16 protein-coding genes are annotated in these 20,126 nt (G+C 75.4%); 10 read left to right on the top strand and 6 right to left on the bottom strand.

What is annotated here, in order from left to right:
* The first annotated feature begins 33 nt into the window (after window positions 1-33).
* Complete coding sequence (locus tag AC5RWQ_RS06160; RefSeq protein ID WP_494281759.1) at window positions 34-621, top strand: dienelactone hydrolase family protein; 588 nt, start codon at window positions 34-36, stop codon at window positions 619-621.
* A gap of 68 nt (window positions 622-689) precedes the next feature.
* Here the strand turns inward: AC5RWQ_RS06160 and AC5RWQ_RS06155 are convergent, their stop codons facing one another.
* Window positions 690-3,011: an AAA family ATPase gene (locus tag AC5RWQ_RS06155; protein ID WP_494281758.1), complete on the bottom strand. Its 2,322-nt coding sequence runs from the start codon at window positions 3,009-3,011 to the stop codon at window positions 690-692.
* 189 nt (window positions 3,012-3,200) lie between these two features.
* On the opposite strand from AC5RWQ_RS06155, the gene AC5RWQ_RS06150 reads away from it, so the two are divergent.
* The 5 genes from AC5RWQ_RS06150 to AC5RWQ_RS06130 all read left to right on the top strand — a co-directional run bounded on the left by AC5RWQ_RS06150 (window position 3,201) and on the right by AC5RWQ_RS06130 (window position 10,577).
* Entirely contained in the window at window positions 3,201-6,134 is a 2,934-nt protein-coding gene (locus tag AC5RWQ_RS06150; protein ID WP_494281757.1) for a helix-turn-helix transcriptional regulator, read from the top strand.
* A gap of 120 nt (window positions 6,135-6,254) precedes the next feature.
* Complete coding sequence (locus AC5RWQ_RS06145; RefSeq protein WP_494281756.1) at window positions 6,255-7,025, top strand: DUF5995 family protein; 771 nt, start codon at window positions 6,255-6,257, stop codon at window positions 7,023-7,025.
* A gap of 72 nt (window positions 7,026-7,097) precedes the next feature.
* Entirely contained in the window at window positions 7,098-7,847 is a 750-nt protein-coding gene (locus tag AC5RWQ_RS06140; RefSeq protein WP_494281755.1) for a phosphotransferase, read from the top strand.
* A 103-nt stretch (window positions 7,848-7,950) separates the two neighbouring features.
* Window positions 7,951-8,346 carry a hypothetical protein gene (locus AC5RWQ_RS06135; RefSeq protein ID WP_494281754.1) on the top strand — a complete coding sequence of 132 codons (396 nt, stop codon included), beginning with the start codon at window positions 7,951-7,953 and terminating at the stop codon, window positions 8,344-8,346.
* A 122-nt stretch (window positions 8,347-8,468) separates the two neighbouring features.
* Complete coding sequence (locus AC5RWQ_RS06130) at window positions 8,469-10,577, top strand: APC family permease (protein WP_494281753.1); 2,109 nt, start codon at window positions 8,469-8,471, stop codon at window positions 10,575-10,577.
* A 222-nt stretch (window positions 10,578-10,799) separates the two neighbouring features.
* Here the strand turns inward: AC5RWQ_RS06130 and AC5RWQ_RS06125 are convergent, their stop codons facing one another.
* Together AC5RWQ_RS06125 and AC5RWQ_RS06120 are read right to left on the bottom strand one after the other, a co-directional pair.
* A complete protein-coding gene (locus AC5RWQ_RS06125; protein WP_088961651.1) occupies window positions 10,800-11,006 on the bottom strand; it encodes a hypothetical protein in 207 nt (68 codons plus the stop codon).
* Between the two features lie 85 nt (window positions 11,007-11,091).
* Window positions 11,092-12,297 (bottom strand): low temperature requirement protein A, encoded by a 1,206-nt coding sequence (locus AC5RWQ_RS06120; RefSeq protein WP_494281752.1) that lies wholly within the window; start codon window positions 12,295-12,297, stop codon window positions 11,092-11,094.
* 175 nt (window positions 12,298-12,472) lie between these two features.
* Here AC5RWQ_RS06120 and AC5RWQ_RS06115 point away from each other — a divergent pair, with 175 nt between their 5' ends.
* Window positions 12,473-13,369: an aminoglycoside phosphotransferase family protein gene (locus AC5RWQ_RS06115; RefSeq protein WP_494281751.1), complete on the top strand. Its 897-nt coding sequence runs from the start codon at window positions 12,473-12,475 to the stop codon at window positions 13,367-13,369.
* Window positions 13,370-13,475: 106 nt separating this feature from the next.
* Here the strand turns inward: AC5RWQ_RS06115 and AC5RWQ_RS06110 are convergent, their stop codons facing one another.
* The 3 genes from AC5RWQ_RS06110 to AC5RWQ_RS06100 all read right to left on the bottom strand — a co-directional run bounded on the left by AC5RWQ_RS06110 (window position 13,476) and on the right by AC5RWQ_RS06100 (window position 16,024).
* Window positions 13,476-14,465, bottom strand: a complete 990-nt coding sequence (locus AC5RWQ_RS06110; protein WP_494281750.1) for a helix-hairpin-helix domain-containing protein — start codon at window positions 14,463-14,465, stop codon at window positions 13,476-13,478.
* A gap of 315 nt (window positions 14,466-14,780) precedes the next feature.
* The gene (locus AC5RWQ_RS06105; protein ID WP_494281749.1) at window positions 14,781-15,128 is read right to left on the bottom strand and encodes a TcmI family type II polyketide cyclase; all 348 of its coding nucleotides are present in this window, start codon (window positions 15,126-15,128) and stop codon (window positions 14,781-14,783) included.
* Window positions 15,129-15,238: 110 nt separating this feature from the next.
* Window positions 15,239-16,024 carry an AfsR/SARP family transcriptional regulator gene (locus tag AC5RWQ_RS06100; protein ID WP_494281748.1) on the bottom strand — a complete coding sequence of 262 codons (786 nt, stop codon included), beginning with the start codon at window positions 16,022-16,024 and terminating at the stop codon, window positions 15,239-15,241.
* 448 nt (window positions 16,025-16,472) lie between these two features.
* On the opposite strand from AC5RWQ_RS06100, the gene AC5RWQ_RS06095 reads away from it, so the two are divergent.
* Genes AC5RWQ_RS06095 through AC5RWQ_RS06085 form a run of 3 tightly spaced genes read left to right on the top strand, consistent with a single transcriptional unit; the run spans window position 16,473 to window position 20,115 of the window.
* On the top strand, window positions 16,473-18,182 hold the full coding sequence (locus tag AC5RWQ_RS06095) for an acetyl-CoA carboxylase carboxyltransferase subunit alpha (protein ID WP_494281747.1): 1,710 nt from the start codon (window positions 16,473-16,475) through the stop codon (window positions 18,180-18,182).
* Window positions 18,179-18,664, top strand: a complete 486-nt coding sequence (gene accB, locus AC5RWQ_RS06090; protein WP_494281746.1) for an acetyl-CoA carboxylase biotin carboxyl carrier protein — start codon at window positions 18,179-18,181, stop codon at window positions 18,662-18,664. The genes AC5RWQ_RS06095 and accB overlap by 4 nt, the downstream gene beginning before the upstream one ends.
* Window positions 18,664-20,115, top strand: coding sequence for an acetyl-CoA carboxylase biotin carboxylase subunit (locus AC5RWQ_RS06085; RefSeq protein ID WP_494281745.1), 1,452 nt, complete (start codon window positions 18,664-18,666; stop codon window positions 20,113-20,115). Before accB ends, AC5RWQ_RS06085 begins: the two co-directional genes overlap by 1 nt.
* Window positions 20,116-20,126 lie beyond the last annotated feature (11 nt).

Genomic DNA, 20,126 nt, shown 5'->3' with positions numbered 1-20,126 from the left:
AACTCCGTCGGGGGTCTGCGGCACGATGGGCGGATGGGACACATCGCGCTCTTCCACTCGGTCTACGGGCTACGCCCCGCCGTGCCGGCCGCCGCCGACCGGCTGCGCGCCGCCGGTCACCGGGTGACCACCCCCGACCTGTACGGCGAGCCGCCGGTGGACACGGTCGAGGAGGGCTTCGCCCTGTTGGAGAAGGTGGGCCGCGACGAGGTGCTGCGCCGAGCCCGGGCCGCGGTCGCCCCGTTGCCGCCGGAGACGGTGCTCGCGGGTTGGTCGATGGGGGCCGGGGTGGCCGGCGCCGTGCTGGCCGACCGCCCGCACGCGGCGGGCCTGCTGCTGCTGCACGGCACCGGCGGGGATCCGGCGGCCGTCCGGCCCGGGCTGCCGGTGCAGCTGCACCTGGCCGACCCCGACGAGTACGAGCCGCAGGACGAGGTCGACGACTGGCAGCGGGCGATGACCGGCGCGGGAGCACGGTTGTCGGTCTTCCGCTACCTCGGCGCCGGGCACCTCTTCACCGACCCGGACGTGCCGGACCACGACTCCTCGGCCGCCGAGCTGGCCTGGGAACGGTCCCTGGCGTTCCTGGCCGCGCCAGCGGACGGCCGCACCGCTGCCTGACCCGTGCGGGCGCGGCCGAAGTGGTGGTGGGCGGGCCACCCGCCGTCGGCCACGTGCCGTCGGTGCGCTCAGGCGGCCCGGAGCAGTGCCCGGCCGGTCGCCCCGCCGCCGCGTCGGCCCGACCGGTGCTCCGACCCACCCCGGGCGTGCCCGGCCGGACCGGCCACGGTGGACCGTCCGCCCACCAGCGCGACGAGGCCCCCCGGACGGCCCCGCTCGTCCGTGGGGTCCCGCCACTCGACGGGCGCCTCGGGTGGACCGACGGTGTGCGTCCCCCGGCGGCCGAGTGCGGGCGCCACCGACCGTGCCGGGCCGGCGAGGCCGGGGCGTGGGCCGACGACCGGCAGGTGGTGATCGACGGCGGCTCCGCGCCACGGTGCGTCCCCACGCAACGGTGCGTCCCCACGCAACGGTGCGTCCCCACGCATCCGCACCGGCGCCAGCACCGTGCGCCGCCGGTGCGGCTCGGGCCGGTGCGGCTCGGGCCGGTGCGGCTCGGGCCGGTGCGGCTCGGGCCGGTGCGGCCGGGCGGCCGGAACCGGGGCGTGGACCGGGCCGCTCGGGCCGGGACGGGGAGCGGCGACGCCGGATTCCACGGGCGCGGTGGCGGGCGCCGCCGGCCGGGACCGTCCGGCGCGTCGGGCGAACTCGGCGCGCACCGCCCGGGGCAGCCGCTCGTACGCCACCCGGCGCAGGGCGGGATCGAGGATGGCGTACCCGCCGTGCCGGTCCCGCCGGACCAGGCCCTCCCCGGCGAGCTGACGCAGCACCCCCGCCGCGCGGCCCGATTCCCAGCCCAGCAGCCGGTCGACCGCCGGGCCGGTGCAGTCGCCGCCCAACGTCGCCCCGGCCATCAGCACCGCGCGCTCCCGACCGTCGAGCCGGTCCAGGTCGGCGGCCGCTCCTCGGCGTACCGGCTCCGGCAGCGTCGGCTCCGCCGTCGGAGCGGTCGACGGCACGGGCGCCGCCGGCGGGCTCGCCGCCAGGGCGGCCACGTAGGCGGCGGCGTACCCCGGCATGCCGGCGACCAGCGGAAGCAGGCCGCCGGCCAGGGCCGCCGGCCGGCCGGCGCGGTGCAGCAGCCCGCGCAGCAACCGGCCGGTCTCCACCGCACCCAGCGGCGCCAGCGCCAGCCGGCAGTGCCGGTCGGCCGGTCCGGGCAGCGGGTCGGCCCGGTGCGGGTGGTGGGTGGCGAGCACCGCCAGCGGGAGCCCGCGGGCGGTGGCGGCGGTGAAGACGGTGTGCAGGAAACGGCTGACCTCCGGCCCTCCCCGGTCCACGTCGTCGACCGCCACCACCAGCGGCTGCCGGGCGGCCAGCGCCAGCAGCACGTGCCGGAACGCCGCCGCGCCACGGACCGCCGCCGGGGACCGGTCCGGCGCGGTCAGCAACGCCTCCAGCGCCTCGACCGTGGACCCGGCCCGGCCGGCGGCGACCGTCCCGGCGACCAGGGCGGCCAGCCGCTGGCGGACCACCGCCGCCGAGGTGGTGACCCGCAGCCCGGCCAGCTCCCGGAGCAGGTCGGCGACCGGCCCGAGGACGTGCTCCGGGTAGGGCGGGCAGTGCGCGACGCACCAGCGCACCGGCGTGCCGTCCACCTGCCGCACCGAGCGGCGCAGCTCGTCGAGGAGCCGGCTGCGGCCGACGCCGTCCGGGCCGACCAGGGAGACCCAGGCCGGCCGGTGCTCCCGTACGGCCCGGGCGAGCTGGTCGGTCGCGGCGGCCAGTTCCCGCCGCCGGCCGATCAGCGGACCCCGGTGCCGGGTGGGGCGGGGCCGGGCCGGGCCGGTCGCCCGCCACACGTCGGCCGGGAGCGTCCTGCCGGCCAGCGCGGCGGGAGCGAGGAAGTGCTGGTCGACCAGGCCGGCGGTGGCCTGGTGGGTGGCCGCGCAGACGACCACCCCGCCGGCCGGGGCGTACTCCTGCAACCGGGCGGCGGTGGTGGTCACCGCGCCGCTGGCGGCGCCGTGCCCGCCGTTGTGCGCGGCGGCCAGCTCGACCATCGCCTCGCCGGTGGCGACACCGACCCGGACCCGCAGCGCGACGCCCCCCGGCATCGCCCGCCGGTCCAGCGCGGCCTGGATCTCCAGCCCGGCCCGGACCGCGCGGTACGCGTCCAGGCCGTCGGAGGAGCGGGCGCCGAAGAGCGCCATCACCGCGTCGCCGACGTACTTCTCCACCACACCCTGCCACCGGCGCAGCACCCCCGCGACGGTGTCGAAGTACGCGCGCTGCAACGCCCGGACGTCCTCCGGATCGAGCCGTTCGGTCAGCCCGGTGGAGCCGACGATGTCGGCGAAGAGCACGGTGACCGTGCGCCGCTCCTCCGGGACCGGCCAGGGCGTCGCGCCGACGACTTTTCGACCGGTGACGACCGTGGACAGTGGCATTCCACCCACCTTCCCCCCAACGTGGTGCCTGACGACCTCCGGAGACTGTCACCACCTCCGCCGACGGGGGATCTGCCGAACGACGTATGTCGGCCGACCACAACCTTTAGTCGCAATGTCGACGCGAGGAGTACCACAGCCGGATCAAGCCCGTAGAACGGTGCGGGGGCCTGTGACTAGGCTGCGGACATGGCCAGCGATGTGGACACCGCACCGCTCGTCGGCCGTGCCGACCAGCTGACGATGCTGCGGGCCGCGTTGCTCGACGACCTCGGGCCGGGGCAGACCGCGGCGGTCTTCGTCAGCGGCGAGAGCGGGATGGGCAAGACCCGGCTGCTGCACGAGGTGGGGGCACGGCTGCGGGACGCGGGAGCGGTGGTGCTCACCGGCTCCTGTCTGGACATCGGGGACGCCTCGCCACTGCACCCGGTGCTGCAGGCGCTACGTCGCTTCGACGCCGAGCTCGGCACCAGCCAGGCGCGTACGTCGTCGGCCGTGCGTGGCCTGCTGCGGATGTTCGCCGACGAGACCGCCGGTCCGGACGGCGCCGGCGCGCTGCTCGAACGGGTCTCCCGCGGGCTGAGTCTGATCGCCGAGGGCCGCCCGCTGGTGCTGATCCTGGACGACCTCCAGTGGGTCGACCGGAGCACCCGGCAGCTGCTGCTCTATCTGCTGGCCGGCCTCGGTGACCTGCAACTGTCGGTGCTGGCGGCGGTCCGGGCCGAGTCGTTGCAGGGCGCCCACCCGCTACGCCGGGTGCTCACCGAGCTGCGCCGGCTCCGCTCCGTCCGGGTGCTCGACCTCGCCCCGCTGGACCGGGCCGACACCGATCGGCTGGCCGCCGCGATCGTCGGCGCGTCGCTGGCGCCCGAGGCGGCCGACCAGGTCTGGCGGCGCAGCGGCGGCAACCCGTTCGTGGTCGAGGAGTTGGCCCGCGACCTGCGCGACGGCCACGAGGGGCTCTCCGACACGCTGCGCGAGATCTTCCTGTCCCGGGTCGACGCGCTGCCCCGCCCCGCGCACACGGTGGTGCACGCCGTCGCCGCCGGGGTGGAGCCGGTCGGGCACTGGCTGCTGGGCGAGGTGCTCGACCTGCCCGAGGCGGAGCTGATCGAGGCGGTCCGGGCGGCGGTCGCCCACCGGCTGCTGGTCTCCGCCGACGACGGGTACCGGCTGCGGCACCGGCTCGTCGCCGAGGTGCTGGCCGACGAGCTGCTCCCGGCCGAGCGGGCCGCCCTGCACCGCCGGTACGCCGAGGCGCTCACCGGGGCGCCGGCGGAGCTGCACCAGGCCCGGCTGGCGCACCACTGGCGGCTGGCCGGCGAGCCGGCCCGGGCGCTGCCGGCGGCGATGGCCGCGGCCCGCGAGGCCGAGCGGCTGCACGGCTTCGCCGAGGCGCACCGGCACTGGTCGGCGGCGTTGCAGCTGGCCGCCGCGCCCGCCGCCCCGGCCGGCGGCCCCACGGAAGTCGGGTCCGCGCCGGTCGACCGGGCGGAGCTGCTGGAGCACGCCGCGGAGACGGCCCACCAGTGCGGAGAGCACGCCCGCGCGCTGTCGCTGCTGGAGGAGCTGGCCACCGCGCACGGCGAGGAGCCGTCCTGCGCGCTGCGCATCCGGCGGGCCCGCTACCTCGCCGCCGCCGGCCGGTCCGCCCCCGCCGAGGCGGAGTACCGAGACGTGCTGGAGTCGGCGCACTGCACCACCGGCGAGCGGGCCACCGCCGCCGCCCACCTCGCCGAACTCCTGCTGCACCTGGGCCGGTACGCCGACGCGGGGGAGCGGGCCCGGGAGGCGTTGGACCTCGCCGCGCGGGTGGAGGGCAGCACCACCGAGGTGGTGCTGGCCAGCTCGGCGTTGGGCTTCAGCGAGGCGTTCCTGGAGGACCCGGACGCCGGCCTCGCGGTGGTCCGGCGGGCGCTGGAGACCGCCGAGCGGGCCGGCCGCCCCGAGGACGTGGCCTGCGCATACCTGCACCTGGCGGAGTTGCTGACCGGGCCGTTGAACATCCTCGAGGAGGGGGTGGTGGTGGCCCGCCGGGGCGCCGAGCGGGTGGCCGAGCTGGGGCTCGGACGCACCTACGAGACCCGGTTGCTGGCCATCGCCACGAACGGGCTGTTCCGGGTCGGGCAGTGGGCCGAGGCGGAGAAGGTCGTCGCCGCCGCGCTGCGCCACCGGCCCTCGGGCGCGGACGCCGTCGAGCTGCTGCTGGCCCGGTGCCGGCTCTCCGTCGGGTACGGCGACGTCGAGGCGTCCGACCGGGACCTGGAGGCGGTCGCGACGATGCTGGCCGGCGGCGGGTCGCCCCGGCACATGCTGCCGATGCTGATCCTGCGGGCCGGGCTGGCCATGTGGCAGGGCCGCCACGAGGTGGCCCGCCAGGCGGTGCAGCGGGGCCTGACCGAGAGCCGCTCCGACGACGTGGTGCTGCTGGCCACGCTGGCCTGGCACGGGCTGCGGGCCGAGGCGGAGGCGTACGCCTGCCGGACGCTGCCGGTCGACGAGACGGTGGTGCGCCGGCTGCGCGACGCGGTGGACCGGGTGGCGCAGAAGAGCGTGACGGCGGCCCGGCCGGTACGCCTCAACGCCGAGGGCTTCCTGGCGCTCTGCACCGCCGAGCTGAGCCGGCTCGACGGCCCGGGCGACCCGGAACTGTGGGCCCGGTCGGCCGCCGAGTGGGACAAGCGCCACCACCCCTATCCGGCGGCGTACTCGCGGCTGCGGCAGGCCGAGGCGCTGCTGGCCCGGCGCGGCCGCAGCGTCGCCGCGGGCCGGCTGCTGCGCCAGGCGCACGAGATGGCCCAGGCGCTCGGTGCGGTGCCGTTGACCAGCGAGATCACCATGCTGGCGGGGCGGGCCCGGGTGGAGCTGACCGAACGGGCCCAGCCCGCGGGCCGGCCGGCGGCCGGTGGTGAGCCGGCCAGCGACGAACTGGCGGTGCTGACCGCCCGGGAACGCGAGGTGCTGGCCGCGGTCGCCGAGGGGCTGACCAACCGGGAGATCGGCCAGCGGCTGTTCATCAGCGAACGCACCATCGGGGTGCACGTGTCGCACATCTTCGACAAGCTCCAGGTGCGTACCCGGGTGCAGGCCAGCGCGATCCACCTGCGCAACCGCGCCGAGTAGGGATACCTACTCCGGCGGCGCGAATACGTCGTTCTACTGATCCGGTCGGCGGGGCGTCGCTGGAAGGCTGTCCAGCGGACGCAGACGGCACGGGGGTGCCCCGACCACAGTGGAGGAGACATGGCGGAACCGGTCTGGGGCCCGGTCCACGCGGACATCGTCGGTCTGCTCGCCGACCACCCCGAGGACGTGCCGGCGGTGGTGGACCACCTGACGAAGTTGCAGGACCTGCTGGTGCGGCTGCCTCCGTTGGAGCAGAGCTGTCCGCTGGCCGACTTCAACCGGCTGTACCTGACCATCACCACGCGGGTGCTGGAGGGGCTCTACGACGACTACTTCGCCGATCCGGTGTTCCTGTCCCGGCTCGACGTGGAGTTCGCCGCCCGCTACTTCGACGCGATGCGGCTGTGGACGGAGTCCAGCCCGACCACCCCGAAGGCGTGGTCGTGCCTGTTCAAGCGGATCAGCGGCCCGGACGCCCGGCCGTTGCCCTCGGCGGCGGCGGGGGTGAACGCGCACATCAACTTCGATCTGCCGTTCGCCCTGGTGACGACGTTCGACCACCTGGAGTCCGAGCCGGTCGACGGGACCGAGCAGCACCGCGACTACCTCAAGATCAACGACATCTTCGCCGACAAGATCCCGGGGCTGCGCCGCGGTTACCTGGAGCGGTGGCAACTGCTCATCGACATGCTCAACGGCGACATCGACGACTGGTACCAGGGCGAACTGGTCGAATACACCCGAGACGTGGCCTGGCGCAACGCGCAGAAGATCTGGCGCTGCCGGCACGACCCGGACGCCCGCGACTGCGAGCGCACGCGGTTGGACGACAACGCCGCGGCGCTCGGCCGGCTGCTGCTCTCGCCGCTGGGGGCGTTTCTGCAGTAGCCGGGACGGGGGGTCCCCGCGCTCCGGGAAACCGGGGCGCGGGGACGCGTCCGCGCGGGGCAGGATGGCCCGATGGTCACCGACGAGCAACCCCTGACCGGCAACGTCACCACCGGAGTGGTCCGGGTGGGCGACACCGTCCGGCGCCCGGTGGGGCCGTGGACGGAGAATGTCGACGCGCTCCTGGCCCACCTGCACGCGGCCGGCTTCACCGGCGCGCCCCGCCCGCTGGGGCGCGACGACCGGGGCCGTCAGGTGCTGGAGTATGTGCCGGGGGAGTGCGGGCCGACCTCCGGGACGTACACCCTGGCGGAGCTGGCCTCGATCGGCCGGCTGCTGGCCGACCTGCACCGCACGGTGGCGGGTTTCGTGCCGCCGCGCCCGGCGGGGTGGCGGACCCCCATCGCGCCCGACGGCGAGGAACTGGTCTGCCACCACGACGCGGCGCCGTGGAACCTGGTCCGGTCCCCGCGCGGCTGGGTGCTGATCGACTGGGACGGCGCCGGCCCGGGAACCCGTGGGTGGGAGCTCGCGTACGCCGCGCAGGCCATGGCGGGCATCCGGCCGGACCGCCCGGTGGCCGACTCCGCGCGGCGGCTGCGCGCCCTGGTCGACGGCTACGGCCTGCCGGCTGCGGACCGCTCGGCGCTCGCCGCGCTGCTCGGCCGCCGGGCCGGGGCGATGTTCGCGCTGCTGCGCGACGGCGCCCGCGACGGGGTGCAGCCCTGGGCCCGGATCCACGCCGTGGACGGTCCCTACTGGCGGGACGTCGCGGCGCACCTCGACGCGCACCTGGCGGACTGGACCCGGGCGCTGGCCTGAGGCGGGTGCGACAGGCGCCCGACGACGCCGTGACCCGCCGGGCGATGCGGACCCGCGCCGGCCGGCGGGTGTCGGCCGACCCGCACCGGGTACGCCCATGCCCATGCCCGTGCACCGGTCCGCGTTCCGCTTCGACTCGGCCTTCCGGGTGCCGCTGGCGCTGTTGGGGGTCCGGCCGGAGACGTCCTGGGTGGTGGTCGACGACGAGGCGCTGGAGATCCGGTACGGGCCGTGGCGGCTGCGCACCGACCGGGCCAACGTGGCCGGGGCGGAGTCCTCCGGGCCGTACCGCTGGTGGCGGGCGGTCGGGCCGCACCTGTCGCTGGCCGACAGCGGGGTCACCTTCGGCACCAGCACCGCGGCGGGGGTCTGCATCCGGTTCCGTGAGTCCGTGCCGGGGCTGGGGCCGCGGGCCTGGCCGCGGCACCCGGCGGCGACCGTGACGGTCACCGACCCGGACACGCTGGTCCGGGCCCTGGGCGCCCCGCCGCCCGGCTGACGCCTGCCCGTCGGCGGTACGATCCGGCGCGCTCGCGGACGATCTTCCGGCTTGCGGGGTTCCGCCGAGCGCGACCGTGGGTACCGCCTACGGTCGGATCAGGGTCGGAGGGTGGTACGGGCATGGCGGACGGGCGGGACGGGACACCACCGCGGCGGGGTCGGGGACGCCGCGGCACGACGGCTGCGGCCGGCCAGGACCGTGCGCTGCGGGAGGCGCGCGATCCTGTGCAGGGCGAGCGCACCCGCCGGGGTCCCGTGTCGATGCCGGCGTGCGTGGAGAGCCACGCCCGCCCGCCGTCGCCCGGCAGTTCCCTGCAACGCTGGCTCTTCGAGCACCGGGTGCAGCCGGTCGGTCCGGAGGCCGAGGAGGGGCACCAGAAGCGCCACCCGTGGTGGCAGGTGATGGCCCTGACCGGTGTCGACTACTTCTCCACGCTGTCGTACCTGCCGGGCATCGCGGCGCTGGCCGCCGGCGCGCTCTCCCCGCTGGCCACCCTGCTGATCGTGGCGTTGACCCTGCTGGGCATGCTGCCGATGTACCGGCGGGTGGCCCGGGAGAGCCCGCACGGGCAGGGCTCGGTGGCGATGCTGGAGCGGCTGCTGCCGTTCTGGCGCGGCAAGATCTTCGTCCTGGTGCTGCTCGGCTTCGTCGCCACCTCCTGGATCATCACGATCACCCTCTCCGCCGCCGACGCGACGGTGCACCTGCTGGAGAACCCGGTCCTGCCGGCGTCCTTCCCGCACGGCACCCTGGCCGCGGTGGTGGTGACGGTGGTGCTGCTGCTGATCCTCGGCGGGGTGTTCCTGCTGGGGTTCAGCGAGGCGGTCACCGTGGCCATCCCGCTGGTCGCGATCTTCCTGGGGCTGAACGCGGTGATCGTGGTGGCCGGCCTGGCCGAGGTCGCCGCGAACCCGTCGGTGGTGGGGGACTGGACGAGCCGGTTGACCGAGCGGGGCACCGGCGTCGGGGACCTGCTCGGTCCGGCCGTCCTGGCGTTTCCGCTGCTGGTCCTCGGCCTCTCCGGTTTCGAGACCGGGGTCAGCATGATGCCGCTGATCAAGGGGGACGGGGCGGACCGGGAGGAGCGGCTCGCCGCGCGGATCCGCAACACCCGCAAACTGCTCGCCACCGCCGCGTTGATCATGTCGGTGTACCTGATCGCCACCACCTTCGTCACCACCGTGCTGATCCCGCCGGAGGAGTTCGAGCCGGGTGGCGCGGCGAACGGCCGGGCGCTGGCCTGGCTGGCCCACGAGCACCTGGGCGAGGCGTTCGGCACGGTGTACGACATCAGCAGCGTGCTGATCCTCTGGTTCGCCGGCGCGTCGGCGATGGCCGGCCTGATCAACATCGTGCCGCGCTACCTGCCGACGTACGGGATGGCGCCGGAGTGGGGCCGGGCGGTCCGCCCGGTGGTGATCGTCTACACGCTGATCAGCATCGCGATCACGGTGGCCTTCCGGGCCGACGTGAACGCCCAGGCCGGCGCGTACGCCACCGGCATCCTGGCGATGATGGTCTCCGGGGCGGTCGCGGTGACCATCGCGGCGGCCCGTGCCGGCCACCGGGTGGCCGCGGTCGGCTTCGGGGTGCTCACCGGGGTGCTGCTCTACGCGTTGGTGGAGAACGTCATCGAGAAGCCGGACGGGCTGGCCATCTCGGGGCTGTTCATCGCCGGCATCGTCGCCGTGTCGCTGATCTCCCGGGTCACCCGCACCACCGAGCTGCGCGCCGAGCGGATCGAGTTCGACGAGACCGCCCGGAGGTTCATCGCCGACTCGCTGGCCCACGACGGGCGGCTGCACCTGATCGCCAACAAGCGGGACAGCGGCGCGGTGAAGGAGTACCGGGTCAAGGAGCGGGTGCAGCGGGGCATGAACCCGGTGCCGGGCGCGGCGGACGTGCTCTTCCTGGAGGTCGAGGTGGTCGACCCGTCGGAGTTCAGCCAGGTGCTGCAGGTGCACGGGGTGGAGGTCGGCGGGTACCGGGTGCTGCGGGCGAGCAGCCCGGCGGTGCCCAACGCCATCGCCGCGATCCTGCTGGCGCTGCGCGACGCCACCGGGGTGCGCCCGCACGCGCACTTCGAGTGGTCCGAGGGGAACCCGATCGCCCACCTGCTGCGCTACCTGATCCTCGGCCGGGGTGACACCCCGCCGGTGGTCCGGGAGATCATCCGCAAGAGCGAGCCGGATCCGTCCCGCCGCCCGGGCATCCACGTCGGCGGCTGAGCCCGGCCGCCGGCTCCGCGCCGGCAGGTCGACCCCGGGGTACGCCGGCCCGAGCGTCGACCGGGCTCCGCCCGGCTGCCGAGGACCGGTACGGTCGTCAGTCATGACCCAGCCTCCTAGGACGCCGTAGGGGTGGTGACGGCGCCGACCGAGGGCTGATCGGGAGCGGACAGGAAAAGGCCCGCGCCCCGGGGGAAGGACGCGGGCCGGTGGGGAGTGGCTCTACTTGGACGGCTCCGGCAGCTTGCAGTCGACCTTCGGGTTGGCGCCGATGTAGTTCAGCGGGCCGGCCACGATGGTCACCAGGATGGTGCCAGCCTCGGCGCAGTTGGTGTCGTCGTTGCTGTAGTAGCCGCGCTGACCGGCGGCGATGGCGCCGATGAGCAGCCAGATGACGACAAGGACTCCGAAAATCGACGTACCGCGCATGGGGGGTGCCTCCCGGGTCGTGGTGGTGCGAGGTCACGCCCTTGTACCCAGACCCGGCAATCGGGTAAACGGTGTCCCGGAACGGTCAGTGCGGCGGTGACGGTTCCTCCGGTGGCTTCCCCCGGCTGCGCAGGTGGTCGGCGATCGCCACCCCGGCGAGCACCAGGGTCGCCGCGGCGGCGGCGAAGAGCGGGGGCAGGAAGAGCACCGCCGGGGCGACGCAGAGCAGGGCGAGCAGCCCGCCGGGGCGGGAGAACGACACCCGGCTGAACACCTCGTACTCGAAGGCGGCCCGGCCGACCAGGAACAGCGCCGGCCCGCCGAGCACGACCGCCGCCCACGACGGCGGGGTACGCCCCGTCGGCTCGTGCAGCACCAGGTCGAAGCCCGCGGCGGTGGTGACCACCCCGGCCACCATCAGCAGGTGCGTGTACGGGGCGCTGAGCAGGAACCGGCTGGGCGCGCGGGCGGTGCGGATCGCCTGCGGCAGCAGTTCGCCGGAGCGGTGCACGTAGATCCGCCAGAGCAGCAGGGTGCCGACGAAGGCGAGGGCGAACGCGGCCAGGTTCTCCGCCTCCGGGTGGCCGACGCTGAACATGGTGCCGATGATCAGGATGGCGTCACCCAGGGCGATGATGAAGAACTGCTGGTAGCGCTCCGACAGGTGCTCGGCGGTGACGTTGCGTGCCGCCTCCGGCACCACCCCCAACCCCGGCACCGGGTACGCCAGCCGGAAGCCGCCGTAGTCGATGGCGAGCGCCACCGCCCAGAGCGCCTCCCGGGCGTGCCCGCCGACGAAGCCGCCCATGATCCAGGGGATGGCGGAGACGCCGAACCAGATGAAGATCCGGGCCGCCCGCCGCTGGGTCTCCGGGTGGGCGCGCACGGTGGGGATCAGGAACAGGCCCCGGCCCAGGTGGATCGCGACGTACGTGCCGGCGAAGACCAGACCCCGGGTGTCGAACGCGTGCGGGATGGCGGTGGTCATCAGCAGCGCGCCGAACATCACCGCGGTGATCAGCAGCTTGATCTCCGGGCGGTCCGGGTCGTACATGTCGGTGACCAGGGTGGTGATCGCCCAGGTCCACCAGATGGCCATCAGCATGATCAGCGACTGGCCGGCGTGCTGCCAGGTGAGATCGGTGACCAGGCCCTGGGAGATGAGCGCCAGCGCGACGACGTAGACCAGGTCGAAGAAGAGTTCGAGGAGGGTCACCCGGCGGGTTGAGTCCGGCTCGCGCACCGGCGGGCGGGGCTGGTTCCCCGAGGGCTCCGGCGTGGCGAACGGCACGGGCTGCTCCTGCGGGACCGGGATCGGCGGCGGGACGGGTCACCCTCCGGCCCATCACCGACCGTAGCGAGCCGGCCGGCATCCCGCGTCCGGTTCGATGCTTTCCGTCCGGTCGATGACCGTGCCACGGGAAAAGCCCTTGCCCGCCGGCCGCCCGCCGCCGAGGCTGACCTGGATGGATGCCTCCCCGGACGCCGTCCCGCCGTTGGACGTCGCGCTGGTCCGCCGGCTGGTCGCCGGGCAGTTCCCGCGCTGGGCCCACCTGCCGGTACGCCCCGTCGACGCCGGCGGATGGGACAACCGGACCTTCCACCTCGGCGATGCGATGACCGTGCGGCTGCCCAGCGCCCCCGGGTACGCGTCCCAGGTGGCGAAGGAACAGCGCTGGCTGCCGGTCCTCGCGCCGCGGCTGCCGCTGCCGGTGCCCAGCCCGCTGGCGCTCGGCGCGCCGGCCGAGGGCTACCCGTTGCCGTGGTCGGTGTACGCCTGGATCGAGGGCCGGCAGGCCCGCGTCGAGCGGATCGCCGACCGCACGGAGTTCGCCGCCGATCTCGCCGGCTTCCTGTCCGCCCTGCACGACGTCGCGCCGGCCGGCGGTCCGGCCGCCGGTGCGCACAGCTGCTGGCGGGGCGGGCCACTGCGGACGTACGACGCGGAGACCCGGGCCGCGATCGACGCCCTGGGCGACCGGATCCCCGCGGAGCGGGTGAGCCGGATCTGGGTCCGGGCGCTGGAGTCCACGTGGCCCGGCCCGCTGGTGTGGTTCCACGGCGACGTGGCCTTCGGCAACCTGCTGGTCTGCGACGGTCGGCTGGCCGCGGTGATCGATTTCGGCACCTGCGGGGTGGGGGATCCGGCCTGTGACCTGACGGTCGCCTGGACCCTCCTCGACCCGCCGAGCCGCGAGGTGTTCCGCGCCGCACTCGCCGTCGACGAGGCGACCTGGCATCGGGGGCGGGGCTGGGCGCTGTGGAAGGCGCTGATCACCCTGGAGAACCCGGATCCGGCCCGGGCCGCGGAGGCGCGGCACGCCCTGGCCGCCGTGCTCGAGGAGGATTCCGGCCTGTCCTGACCGGATCGGGTCGGGCGTCGCCGGCCATCGTTCGTGGGCCGGCTCCGCGGACGCCGCGCCGGGCCGGTGGGGGTGCCTGGCACTCCCACCGACCCGGACCTCACCGTCAGACCTGCTCGTCCGTGCCCGTCGGGGTCGGCAGCACCCGGTCGGCCTCGGCGGTGGCCCCGGCCAGCAGCTTGGCCTGCTGCGGCCAGGTGGCCAGGCTCGCGGTGGCCCGCAGGCCGGCGGCCCGGATGGTCTCGCGCAGCCCCGCCTCGTCCAACTCGGCGAGCTGGCGGTAGGTGCGGATCCCGGCGTCCTGGAGCGCGGCGGCCATCTTCGGCCCGACGCCCTGGATGCGGCGGAAGTCGTCCGCCGGGACGTCCCCGGCGGCGGCGTCCACCTCGGACGCGACGGCCGCCCCGGTCACCGGGGCGGACGGCGTCTCGTCCTCGACGGCGGCCCGGGGGGCCGGGATGACCGCGGTCGGCTCGACGACCTCGTCGGCCGATGCGGCGGCGACCGGCTGCGCCGGAACGTCGGCCGGGCGGTCGACCTCGTCGAGGGTCGCGGTCGACTCCGTGCCGGCGCTCGCCACGGGAACCAGGTCGTCCGCCCGCTCCTCGTCGGCGCCGGCCACCACGTCGACGTCGGTGGCGGGGGTGTCGACCCGGTCGGTGTCGGTGGAGGCGGTGAGCGGCTCCGTCTCGACGGCGGGGGTTTCCGTCTCGACGGCGACCGGCTCGGTCTCGACGGCCGGGGCGTCGACCGTGTCGGTCGCGGCGTCGTCGGCGGTGGGCAGGGCGCTGTGGTTGGCGGCCAGGGACGCCGCGGCCGGCGGCATCTCCAGGTCGTGCGGGTGCGCCTCGTCCACCACAGCGGCGGGCGTGGGGGTGGTGTCGATGGTCGCCTCCGACTGCGGGGCGTCGACGGTGGCCAGCGCGGCGGTCGCCTTCTCCTCCTCGGAGAGGCCGACGACCGGGTCGTCACCCATGATGGACGGACCCTGCGGTACGGCGGTGGTGGCCTGCCGGCCACGCAGCACCCAGCCGCCGGCGAGCCCCACCAGCAGGGCCAAAATCACGATCAGCCATTGCCCGAAACTCGACGGCACGGCGAACCTCCCTCTTGCTCACGTCGGAATAGTCGCGAAGAAAACTCGCCGCAGCTTCGCACACGGGTACGCGGGGCGACAGGGAGGACCGGCACACCGCGTCGCAGGTGGGCCGGCTGGTGTCGGCGGGTGGCGACGGGATGACCGACGGTACGGAAAACCGGCGTGCGGAGCCGTCCCGGGGCCATGCCGACGGCGATGGACCCGGCCGGGCCACGACGAGGTGCCGTCGTCGGGCCCGGCCGGGCGGCTCGCTCCCGGCACGTGCGGCGTGGCCGTGGCCGGTCGCGTGGTGGGCGCGCGGTCGTCCCGCGATCAGCGCAGCGCCCGGGGCGTCGCCGCGTCGGCGGCGTCCCAGCGGTAGAAGCAGCCCGCGACCGCGTCGCGCGGCGAGCTCCAGGTCGGCAGGTACGGCGAGGTGTGCGCCGAGAGCCGCTCGTTGACCTGGAGGTAGAGCGGGTGGTTGCGAGCGTCGGCGAGGGCGCCGGTGTCCACCTCGGCGGTCTCCAGCAGATGTACGCAGAGGTCGTGCAGGCAGTACAGCGACCGGTGGCGGACCCCGGTCAGCCCGGGCAGTTCGGTCGCGTCGGACTCGGCGAAGATCTGGGCGACCCGTCCCTCCGCGCCCGGGATGATCCTGCTGACGATCACTAGACGGCTCATCGGACCCCTCTCGCCGGTGGTGGGTCCACTCTGTCGGCGGCGCTGTCACCTCGTCGTCACGGCACTACCGCAGGCGGTGACGGTCGCGGCTGGCCCGGAGCGCCGCCGCCTCAGCGCCCGGGCCGGGTCCGGGCGGGCCGGGGGGCGACCGGGCGGGGCGAGGCCGTGCGGATCGGGGCCAGGGTCTCGTCCAGCAGGGCGCACATCGCCGGTGACGGTTCCAGCCGCAGCTCGCGCAGGAGCAGGTCCCGGTAGACGTAGAAGGCGTGCACCGCCTCGAAGGCGTTGCCCTCGGCGAGGTGGATCCGCACCACCAGCCGGTGCGGGGTCTCGCGCAGCGGCTCGGCGGCCATCGCCTCCAGCGCCGCCTGCAACGCCTCGCCGTGCCGGCCGGCCGCGAGGTGGTCGGCGGCGAGCTGTTCCAGCATGTGCAGGCGGAGTTGGCGCAGGCGCTCCCGGTCCAGCAGCACCCAGTCGTCGTACCAGCCGGGGAGCAGGTCGCGGCTGCCGGCGGCGAGCGCGGCGGCGGCGGTACACGGGTCACCCCCGTCGCGGACCCGCTCGGCGGTGGTCACCAACTCGTCCACGTCCAGCCGTACCGTCGGGCCGAGGCGGACGGTGTCGCTGACCAGCAGCGGGCAGCACGGGTCCTGGCGCAGCCGCCACAGGGCGGTGCGCAGTGAGGACAGGGCCCGCTCCTCGGGCACCTCGGGCCAGAGCAGGCCGGCCAGGTTGCTGCGGGTGGCGCCCGGGCGCAGGCCGATCAGGGCGATGACCCGTTGCAGGCCGCGCGGCACGACGACCGGCCGGTCGTCGTGCAGCAGCCGGAAACCGCCGAGCAGGTGCAGGGACACCTGTGGCGGCACGGCCGTCGGCGTGCTGGCATGACCGGTCACGGGCGCACCCCCTGCACGGGAAATTCGGTCCGGACTCCGGTGCCCCCGGCGCGGTCGCTCCGCGACGGCGCTGTCGCCAGTCGCGCCCGCCCCCGGCGGCGTCGCACCGCCGCGTCCGCTGGACTGACGGGAGGATGTTACCAACTTCGATTACTCAGAGTCAACAGGCGGGTCGGCATTGCGACCGTCCATGGCGGCCAGTGCAACCCCCTCTGAACTGTGATGACTCAACGTGAAGCTCATTCGCTGGACAGCGCTTCCATAGCGGCTACACAGGCTGCGTCAACGGATCGTCACCATTGGACGTGTCGGGTCGGCGGTGCGGTGTGACGCCGCGGTGACGCGTCCGGCCGGATCGTGTCGTCAGCGCCCGGCGATAACCGCACCGGGTGTATGCCTTGGGGAGGCCGCACATGGACCGTCCGCTGATCGTCGCGAAGTGGTCGCGATGACCACCGCCGCAAGCGCCGACGAACAGCTCTGGAGCCGCTGCGGCGGGTGCTCGTCGCTGCTCTACCGCAAGCGGCTGCGACGCAACCTGGACGTCTGCCCGGAGTGCGGCACGCACTCCCGGCTGACCGCGCCGGAGCGGCTGCGCCAGCTGGTCGACCCGGACACCTGGGTCCCACTGCCGGATCGGGCCGTCGAGGTCGACCCGATCGACTTCGTCGACGCGCTGCCGTACCCGCACCGGCTCACCGCCGCCCGCGCCGGCAGCGGCCTGGACGAGGCGGTGATCTGCGGCACCGCGCGGATCGGCGGGCACCCGCTCGCCCTGGCGGTGATGGACTTCCGCTTCCTCGGCGGCAGCCTCGGCTGCGCGGTCGGTGAGCTGATCACCCGGGCCGCCGAGCGGGCGCTGGCCGATGCGATGCCGCTGGTGCTGGTGACCGCCTCCGGGGGCGCCCGGATGCAGGAGGGCGCGCTGTCGCTGATGCAGATGGCCACGGTCAGCCAGGCCATCGCCGGGCTGCGCGAGGCGGGGCTGCTGACCGTCAGCGTCGTCACCGACCCCACCTACGGCGGGGTGGCCGCCTCCTTCGCCACCAACACCGACCTGGTGCTCGCCGAGAGCGGCGCCCGGATGGGGTTCGCCGGGCCGCGGGTGATCCAGCAGGTCACCGGGCGCGACCTGCCCGAGGGGTTCCAGACCGCCGAGTTCCTGCTGCGCCACGGCCAGGTCGACATGGTGGTGCCGAGGCGGGCGCTGCGCGGCCGGCTGGCCGCGCTGCTCGCCGCGGCGGCCGCCGGGCGGCACCGGGTGGGCCGGCTGGTCGTACCCCGGCAGGAGCCGGCGCGGCCCGCGGCGCGACCGGCCGACGGACCGGAACCGGCCGCGGCGGCCGACGCCTGGGACACCGTGCGGGCGGCCCGGCACCCGGGCCGACCCACCACACTGGACTACCTGGACAGCGCGTTTGACGGCTTCGTCGAGCTGCACGGCGACCGGCTCGGCGCGGACTGCCCGGCGGTGGTCGGCGGGCTGGCCCGACTCGACGGCCGGCCGGTGATGGTGGTCGGCCACCAGAAGGGCCACACCACCGCGGAGCTGGTCGCCCGCAACTTCGGGATGGCCAGCCCGGCGGGGCACCGCAAGGCGCTGCGGCTGATGCGACTGGCCGCCCGGCTCGGCCTGCCGGTGGTGACGCTGGTCGACACCCCCGGCGCCGACCCCGGGATCAGCGCCGAGCAGCAGGGCCAGGCCGCCGCGATCGCGGAGAACATCCTTGCCCTCAGCGTGCTGCCCACCCCGGTGATCGCGGTGATCACCGGAGAGGGCGGCAGCGGCGGCGCGCTGGCCCTAGCCGTAGCCGACCGGGTGCTGATGCTGGGCAACGCCATCTACTCGGTGATCAGCCCCGAGGGCTGCGCGGCGATCCTCTGGCCGGACAGCGGGGCCGCCCCGCAGGCGGCCCGGGCGTTGCGGCTGACCGCCCCGGACCTGTGCCGCCTCGGCGTCGCCGACGAGATCGTGCCGGAACCGCCCGGCGGTGCGCACGCCGACCCGGAGCAGGCCGGGGCGCTGCTGCGGCGGGCCGTCGCGGCGAACCTCGCGCCACTGCTGGACGTGCCGGCGGCCACCCTGGTCCGGTGCCGCCGGCAACGCTTCCGCCGCTTCGGCGCGGCCCGCACCGGCCCCGTGGCGGTGCCGCGGTGAGCGCGGGCGCCGGCGACCCAGACGCCGTGCTGGCCGGGTTGCGCCGGCACGCCCACGAACTGGTCGCCGAGCTGTCCGGCCCGGTCCGCCGGGTGCGGTTGCGCCGCGGCGAGACCTCCCTGGAGGTGGAGTGGCACGACCCGGCCACGCCCGCCCCGACCGGGCCCGCCCCGGCCCCCGCGCCCCGGGCGGCGGCCGCTCCCGCACCGCCGCCGCCGGCCGCCGACGACTCCGGTCGGCTCGCCGTCCGAGCGCCGATCGTCGGCACCTTCTACCGGGCGCCGGAGCCCGGCGCCGCACCCTTCGTCGCCGTCGGTGACCTGGTCCGGCCCGGGCAGGTGGTGGGGATCGTCGAGGCGATGAAGCTGATGAACGAGGTGACCGCCGACCGGGCCGGTCGGGTGGTCGAGATCCTGGTCGACGACGGCCGGCCGGTCGAGTACGACCAGCCGCTCGTGCTGCTCGACCCGGCAGGTGGGTGATGTTCTCCAAGGTCCTGATCGCCAACCGGGGCGAGATCGCGCTGCGGGTGCTGCGCGCCTGCCGCGAGCTGGGCATCCGCACCGTCGTCGTCTACTCCGCCGCCGATGCCGACTCCGCGCCCGTACGCCTCGCCGACGAGGCGGTCCGGATCGGCCCGGCGCCGGCCCGGCGCAGCTACCTCAACGCCGCCGCCATCGTCGAGGCCGCCCGGCAGACCGGCGCGCAGGCGGTGCACCCCGGCTACGGGTTCCTCTCCGAGGACGCCGACTTCGCCGAGATCTGCGCCGAGAACGGGCTGACCTTCATCGGCCCGCCACCGCACGTGATGGCCGCGCTCGCCGACAAGTCCACCGCCCGGGCGCTGATGCGCCGGGCCGGGCTGCCGCTGCCCGCCGGCAGCGTCCGGACCCTGCCGACCCTCGCCGAGGCGTCCCGGGTCGCCGAGGAGGTCGGCTATCCGGTGATCGTCAAGGCGGCGGCCGGCGGTGGGGGACGCGGCATGCGGGTGGTCCGCACCCCGACCGAGCTGGCCCGGGCGTACGCGCGCACCCGCGCTGACGCCCAGGCCGTGTTCGGCGACGACCGGGTGTACGTCGAGCGGTACCTCACCGACGCCCGGCACGTCGAGGTGCAGGTGCTCTGCGACGCCCACGGCCACGGGGTGCACCTGGGCACCCGGGACTGCTCGGTGCAGCGGCGGCACCAGAAGCTGGTCGAGGAGGCGCCCGCGCCGGCGCTCTGCCCGGCCACCCTGGACGCGATCGCCGAGACCGCCCTGCGCGGCGTCCTCGAGGTCGGCTTCACCGGCGTCGGCACGGTGGAGTTCCTGGTCGACGACGCCGAGCGGTTCCACTTCCTGGAGATCAACTCGCGGATCCAGGTGGAGCACCCGGTCACCGAGATGGTCACCGGCATCGACCTGGTGCACGAGCAGTTGCACGTGGCCGCCGGCGTGCCGCTGCGCCTGCGGCAGTCCGACGTCCGGCTGCGCGGGGTGGCGGTGGAGGCCCGGGTCAACGCGGAGGACCCGGAGCGCGACTTCGCGCCCACCCCCGGCCGGCTGGACCGCTTCACCCCGCCCGGCGGGCCGTTCACCCGGGTCGACACCCACGGCTACGCCGGCTACCTGGTGGGGCCGCACTACGACTCGCTGCTGGCCAAGGTGGCGGTCTGGGCGCCGGACCGGGAACTCGCCCTCGACCGGCTGGAACGCGCCCTCGACGAGTTCGACGTCGCCGGCCCCGGGGTGCGCACCACCATCGGATTCGTCCGGCGGGTGCTCGACGACGCCGCTTTCCGCAAGGGCCACTACAGCACCGCCATCGTGGAGCGTCTCCTGGCCGGCGACGGCCCGCTCCGGCCGCAGGCCGGCCCCGCGCCCGCCGGCCCCGAGCCGGCCCCCACGCCGCCCGTGGTGGCCGCCGCGTCCCCCACCGTCGACCCGTCCTGACCGCAATCCGA

The organism is Micromonospora sp. BS32 (assembly GCF_059089345.1).
The sequence above is the reverse complement of the archived record's forward strand: the minus strand, read 5'-3'. Positions and strand labels throughout refer to the sequence as shown.

Excerpts from the sequence above, each read along its gene's own strand:
- AC5RWQ_RS06140 (WP_494281755.1), top strand. The coding sequence starts at position 7,098 with ATGGTCACCGACGAGCAACCCCTGACCGGCAACGTCACCACCGGAGTG.
- AC5RWQ_RS06105 (WP_494281749.1), bottom strand. The coding sequence starts at position 15,128 with ATGAGCCGTCTAGTGATCGTCAGCAGGATCATCCCGGGCGCGGAGGGA.
- AC5RWQ_RS06135 (WP_494281754.1), top strand. The coding sequence starts at position 7,951 with ATGCCCGTGCACCGGTCCGCGTTCCGCTTCGACTCGGCCTTCCGGGTG.
- AC5RWQ_RS06095 (WP_494281747.1), top strand. The coding sequence starts at position 16,473 with ATGACCACCGCCGCAAGCGCCGACGAACAGCTCTGGAGCCGCTGCGGC.
- AC5RWQ_RS06130 (WP_494281753.1), top strand. The coding sequence starts at position 8,469 with ATGGCGGACGGGCGGGACGGGACACCACCGCGGCGGGGTCGGGGACGC.
- AC5RWQ_RS06085 (WP_494281745.1), top strand. The coding sequence starts at position 18,664 with ATGTTCTCCAAGGTCCTGATCGCCAACCGGGGCGAGATCGCGCTGCGG.
- AC5RWQ_RS06150 (WP_494281757.1), top strand. The coding sequence starts at position 3,201 with ATGGCCAGCGATGTGGACACCGCACCGCTCGTCGGCCGTGCCGACCAG.
- AC5RWQ_RS06115 (WP_494281751.1), top strand. The coding sequence starts at position 12,473 with ATGGATGCCTCCCCGGACGCCGTCCCGCCGTTGGACGTCGCGCTGGTC.
- AC5RWQ_RS06155 (WP_494281758.1), bottom strand. The coding sequence starts at position 3,011 with ATGCCACTGTCCACGGTCGTCACCGGTCGAAAAGTCGTCGGCGCGACG.
- AC5RWQ_RS06160 (WP_494281759.1), top strand. The coding sequence starts at position 34 with ATGGGACACATCGCGCTCTTCCACTCGGTCTACGGGCTACGCCCCGCC.
- AC5RWQ_RS06145 (WP_494281756.1), top strand. The coding sequence starts at position 6,255 with ATGGCGGAACCGGTCTGGGGCCCGGTCCACGCGGACATCGTCGGTCTG.
- AC5RWQ_RS06125 (WP_088961651.1), bottom strand. The coding sequence starts at position 11,006 with ATGCGCGGTACGTCGATTTTCGGAGTCCTTGTCGTCATCTGGCTGCTC.